At 34.2% G+C, this 5,072-nt stretch carries 7 protein-coding genes and 1 riboswitch; of the genes, 5 read left to right on the top strand and 2 right to left on the bottom strand.

What is annotated here, in order from left to right; translation table 11 throughout:
* Nucleotides 1-64: 64 nt before the first annotated feature.
* On the bottom strand, nt 65-1,171 hold the full coding sequence (locus RR554_RS12025; protein ID WP_332468130.1) for an ABC transporter ATP-binding protein: 1,107 nt from the start codon (nt 1,169-1,171) through the stop codon (nt 65-67).
* A gap of 127 nt (nt 1,172-1,298) precedes the next feature.
* On the opposite strand from RR554_RS12025, the gene RR554_RS12020 reads away from it, so the two are divergent.
* Both RR554_RS12020 and RR554_RS12015 read left to right on the top strand, forming a co-directional pair.
* Nucleotides 1,299-1,676, top strand: coding sequence for a methylglyoxal synthase (locus RR554_RS12020; protein WP_332468129.1), 378 nt, complete (start codon nt 1,299-1,301; stop codon nt 1,674-1,676).
* A 61-nt stretch (nt 1,677-1,737) separates the two neighbouring features.
* Nucleotides 1,738-1,842, top strand: a riboswitch (THF riboswitch).
* 35 nt (nt 1,843-1,877) lie between these two features.
* Nucleotides 1,878-2,402, top strand: a complete 525-nt coding sequence (locus RR554_RS12015) for a folate family ECF transporter S component (protein ID WP_332464548.1) — start codon at nt 1,878-1,880, stop codon at nt 2,400-2,402.
* Between the two features lie 45 nt (nt 2,403-2,447).
* On the opposite strand, the gene RR554_RS12010 is transcribed toward RR554_RS12015, so the two are convergent.
* Nucleotides 2,448-3,182 carry an SDR family oxidoreductase gene (locus RR554_RS12010; RefSeq protein ID WP_332464549.1) on the bottom strand — a complete coding sequence of 245 codons (735 nt, stop codon included), beginning with the start codon at nt 3,180-3,182 and terminating at the stop codon, nt 2,448-2,450.
* 87 nt (nt 3,183-3,269) lie between these two features.
* Between RR554_RS12010 and RR554_RS12005 the strand changes: the two genes are divergently transcribed.
* From RR554_RS12005 to RR554_RS11995, 3 genes are all read left to right on the top strand, one after another.
* Entirely contained in the window at nt 3,270-3,755 is a 486-nt protein-coding gene (locus RR554_RS12005) for a MerR family transcriptional regulator (RefSeq protein ID WP_332464550.1), read from the top strand.
* 25 nt (nt 3,756-3,780) lie between these two features.
* Nucleotides 3,781-4,473: a YjjG family noncanonical pyrimidine nucleotidase gene (locus RR554_RS12000; RefSeq protein ID WP_332464551.1), complete on the top strand. Its 693-nt coding sequence runs from the start codon at nt 3,781-3,783 to the stop codon at nt 4,471-4,473.
* A gap of 80 nt (nt 4,474-4,553) precedes the next feature.
* Nucleotides 4,554-5,030: a hypothetical protein gene (locus RR554_RS11995; protein WP_332468128.1), complete on the top strand. Its 477-nt coding sequence runs from the start codon at nt 4,554-4,556 to the stop codon at nt 5,028-5,030.
* Nucleotides 5,031-5,072 lie beyond the last annotated feature (42 nt).

Here is a 5,072-nt window from a genome sequence, read left to right as displayed (position 1 = left end):
AAAGGAGTCAAGCTTTTAATTTTTACTCTACATAATGAAAAGTAAAATGAGGGAATCAATTTACTTAACGAATAACTAGTTCTGTTTCAGCATCAAAGAAATGTGCTTTATTTAAGTTAAAGGCAAGTTCAATACGTTCACCAGGAGTGTAAGTTGAACGAGCATCTACTTTGGAAATGAATTCAGTGTTTCCAGTACGTGTATAAAGCATTGTTTCAGCACCAAGAAGTTCAGAAACAACCACTTCAGAGTCAACAATACTACTTGGAGAAGCGTCTTTAACAATTGGTTCACTATGAATATCTTCAGGACGAATACCAAAGATTAAGTTTTTGCCAACATAGCCTTTTTCTTTTAAGACTTTGAATTTTCCTTCAGGGATTTGTAAGTTTAAATCAGCTCCGTCAGAGATGTAGCCTTCTTCGTTTAATGAAACATTGAAGACGTTCATAGCAGGTGAGCCAATAAAGCCAGCAACAAACACATTAACAGGTGTGTCATAAACTTCCTTTGGTGTACCAATTTGTTGGATAAAGCCATCTTTCATGATAACAATACGGTCAGCCATAGTCATAGCTTCTGTTTGGTCATGGGTAACATAAATTGTAGTTGTTTCTAAACGACGGTGTAATTTAGCGATTTCAGCACGCATAGCTACACGCAATTTAGCATCTAAGTTTGATAAAGGTTCATCCATTAAGAATACTTTAGCATCACGGACAATAGCACGACCTAAAGCCACACGTTGTCTTTGACCACCTGATAAAGCCGCTGGTTTACGTTGTAAGTATTCAGTTAAGCCTAAAATATCAGCTGCATTTTCCACACGTTTTTTGATTTCAGCTTTGTCATATTTACGAAGTTTTAGACCAAATGCCATATTATCGTAAACTGTCATGTGTGGGTAAAGTGCGTAGTTTTGGAATACCATAGCGATGTCACGGTCTTTAGGTGCTACGTCATTAACCATGCGATCACCAATCCATAATTCGCCTTCTGAAATATCTTCAAGACCAGCAACCATACGTAATGTTGTTGATTTACCACATCCAGAGGGACCAACAAAAACGATGAATTCTTTGTCTTCAATATGTAAGTTAAAGTCTGTTACTGAATAATTTGGGTTACCATCATATTTTTTATGTATATGTTTTAATGCAATTTCTACCATGTTGAATTTCCTTCTTTCACTTCATTTATTATCTAGAGTATAATAGAAAATGTAATACGCTTACAATGTGAAAGGTGACCAATTATTTGTGTCAAAGTGACGAAAAGAAAACGAAGGGGAGTTTAGAATGAAAATAGCACTAATTGCTCATGATAAAAAAAAGAAAGATATTATTAAAATTACCAAGGAATACGAAGCTATTTTAGCTAAACATGAATTGTTTGCAACAGGAACAACGGGAACTAAAATTATGGAGGCAACAAAATTAGCAGTGCATTGCTTTAAATCAGGTCCACTTGGTGGGGATCAACAAATTGGAGCTAAAGTATCAGAAGGAAAAATGGATATGATTATTTTCCTAAGAGATCCACTAACTGCTCAACCTCATGAGCCTGATGTTAACGCGCTGATTCGTCTGAGTGACGTCTATGAAGTGCCTCTTGCAACAAACAAAAGTACGGCTATTTTATTATTTAAAGAGCTCGAAAATTTGGCGAAAAATTGACTTAGATAGTCTTTATTGTTAATTTAAAAAAATGTGATATAGTCTTAGTGTAAAATAAAAAAACAGAGTAGGAAATAAAGCGTCAAGTGCCAATGAGATGGGATGTAGCTTATTGGACGAAAAGTGCTAGTGGAGCACTTGCGACATTATTTTCGCATTCGCTGCATAATGGATGTAGCAACTCTAAAAGGAGATGCTAGAATGGAAAAAAAAGGTTTTACAGCTAGGACAATAGCGATCATGGGAGTGTTAATGGCTCTTAGAATCATTTTGTCGCAATTTTTATCAATTACAACGGGATTTATAAAGATAAGTTTTTTCTTTATCCCAGTAGCTATTATGGCTATTTTATTTGGGCCAATGATAGCAGGAACAGCCAATGCGTTGTGTGATTTTATTGGTGCCATGTTATTTCCGGCGGGGGGAGCTTATTTCCCAGGATTTACATTAACTGCCTTTTTAGCAGGAGTGATTTATAGTAGCTTCTATCATAAAAAGAAGTTAACACTTAAACGCATTATTTTGGTGAATGTCATTGTGACGTTTGCTTTGAGTTTGCCACTTAATACACTATGGCTTTATATGATGCAAGGAAATGCGGTGTTTGGTTTCTTGCCAACGCGAATTATTACATCTGCCGTTATGTGCGTAGTTCAAGTGGTTGTAACCTATTCAATGGTTAATATTAGAGAGTTCCAAAGACAAATCGTTAAATTTGAAGCATAATAAAAAACAGAGGCCGACATCAAGTCGTTCTCTGTTTTTCTTCTGTTATGCCTGTTGTTTAGTTGCAGCGATAGAAACTTCTCTAATCGTTACTTGTTGCGGCATTTCGTAGATAAAGCTAATTGTTTCAGCAATTTTTTCAGGATCTAAAGTAACGCCGCCCATACTATCTTTCCATGATACATAGTCATTAAGGGATTTTTCGCTAGTGACATGAGTTAATAACTCTGTTTCAGCAGCTCCTGGTGATACAAGAGACACGCGGACATTTGAGTCAGCGACTTCTTGACGAATCGTTTCAGTTAATCCGTGTACGCCAAATTTACTTGCGCAATAAGCAGCATGATCAGCAAATGCTTTGAATCCAGCAATGGAAGAGATATTAATAATGGTTCCGTGTTCTCTTTTTACCATATCATCTAACACTATCTTCATGCCATTTAAGACACCTAAAACATTTGTATCAAGCATAGTTGACCATTCTTTTTCGTCTTGTTTCATGATATTTCCTAAAAGCATAACACCTGCATTATTAACAAGTAAGTCAGTTGGGCCGTAGACAGCCTCCGCTTTTCTAATAGCAGTTTTTAATTCTTCCATATTAGAAACATCAGCTTTTTCCACCATAACATTTTCAAAATTTAATGGTAATTCTTTTACTTTGTCAACACGACGGGCGATTAAGAGTAATGGATAACCCTTTTTATTAAATAGTTGAGCTGTTTTTGCTCCAAATCCTGAACTTGCACCAGTGATGACGATTAACGGTTTGTTTGACATTTTTTTAACACATCCTTATTATTTATAGAAGCTATATAGAGAATAATCCTTGGAGTTAACTCCAAGTCAAGAGAAAAGGTGAAAAAAATGTATTCAATTAGTGACGTAGCAAAAATTACAAAAATTTCAACAGATACTCTTAGGTATTATGATAAGATTGGTTTACTTCCTTTTGTGAAAAGGAATGACTCTGGTTACCGTGTTTTTAGTGAGACAGATTTAAAATATTTGGAAGTTATTCAATGTTTAAAACTTTCAGATGTTCCTGTTAAAGAAATTGGTCAATTTGTTGAATGGACAATGTCAGGTGATGAAACGTTAACGTTGAGGAAGCAATTTTTTACTGAAAAAGAGCAAGAGCTAGAACAAAAAATTGCTGAGCTTGAAACAATGTTGTCTTTTTTAAAGTGGAAAAAATGGTACTATGAAGCAGCGTGTGAGGCAGGTACAGAAGCCATCCATTTTATAGAAGGATCAAAAATGTTAGACCCTGAAGTGTTGGCGTCATACAACAAAAGGCAAAAGGATAAAAAAAGACGTGTAAGTCAAACGCCGCATCACTATAAAGATTAATATTAAATTAATGGAGGCTTTTATTATGAAAAAATATGACTATTTAATTTTTGATTTAGATAATACATTACTTGACTTTAGTAAATCGGAATATAATGCGCTGCAAAGTTTATTTGCTAAATATGGTGTTGTTTTTAATGAAGAAACTTTTGAGCAATATAAAAAAATTAACCATCAGTTATGGAGCAAATTAGAAGAAGGACGAATAAAAAAAGAAACCGTATTAGAGTCAAGATTTGCTCAGTTTTTTGCAACACAAGGCGTTCAAGTAGACGGTGCTAAAGCCGATGATGAGTATCGCCAATTTTTAGAAAATCGCAATGATTTAATGGATGGAGCAATTGAATTATTAGAATTTCTAACAGAGGAAGGTTATACCATTTACGCAGGGACAAATGGTGTCGGAAGAACGCAGAGAAAACGGTTAGAAAATGCGAATATGACAGGTTTTTTTAAAGAATTATATATATCAGAAGAAATAGGCTTTGAAAAACCAGACGTTAGGTTTTTTGAAACAATATTTTCAAAAGAGGGGATAAAAGAACTTAACAGTGTTCTTATGATCGGAGATAGCTTAAGTTCTGACATTAGAGGTGCCAACAGAGTGGGAATAGATACTATTTGGCTAAACAATTCTTTTATAAAATCCATTGAAGACCAAACAATGTACGAGTGTGTTAATTTAAATGAGATGAAAGACTTATTTAAACATTTATAATTTATAATGATTATTACGTCAAAAAAGAGTATAATGATATATATAGAAAAAGGGAGTGTTGCTTAGTGAGACAACTTTTTATGAAAAGAAAGGTATCTAATCCAAGCGAAACATTCACTGTAACAAACCGTAATGAAGAAGATGTGTACGGTGTATCAGTAGACTCAATTGACAATGAACTGTTTATAACAATACACAATCCTGTACATGAACAGGTAGCCGTTGTTACAAATAATCGTTCTGAGGAATTTTTTCGGTTTACTGTTGAGGTGGATAATGAAAAAGTTTTTACGATTGAAAAAAGATTATCTCCCGTTGCATCAAATTACGTTGTTACTGGTGATAAGTTGAATCTAGATGATGACTTTTTTGATATGTCCTTTAATATCATGTTAGGTTATCGTAAGGTGGCTAAATTAAGAAATCGATGGACAACTAGAGGAGACTCCTATGAAATAACTGTTTTTGAAGATGAAAATGAACCAGCTATTATAGGGTTAGTTTCAATTCTAGATTTTATTAAAAATAATGAAGAAAAAAAAAGCAATGTTATTTAGAATGTTTCGCTAAAAAAAAGATTAGGACGTAAGTCCTAATCT

Source organism: Vagococcus sp. (genome assembly GCF_036639995.1).
GTDB lineage: Bacteria > Bacillota > Bacilli > Lactobacillales > Vagococcaceae > Vagococcus.
Note: the sequence above shows the minus strand (reverse complement) of the source record. Positions and strands in the feature narration are given on the sequence as shown.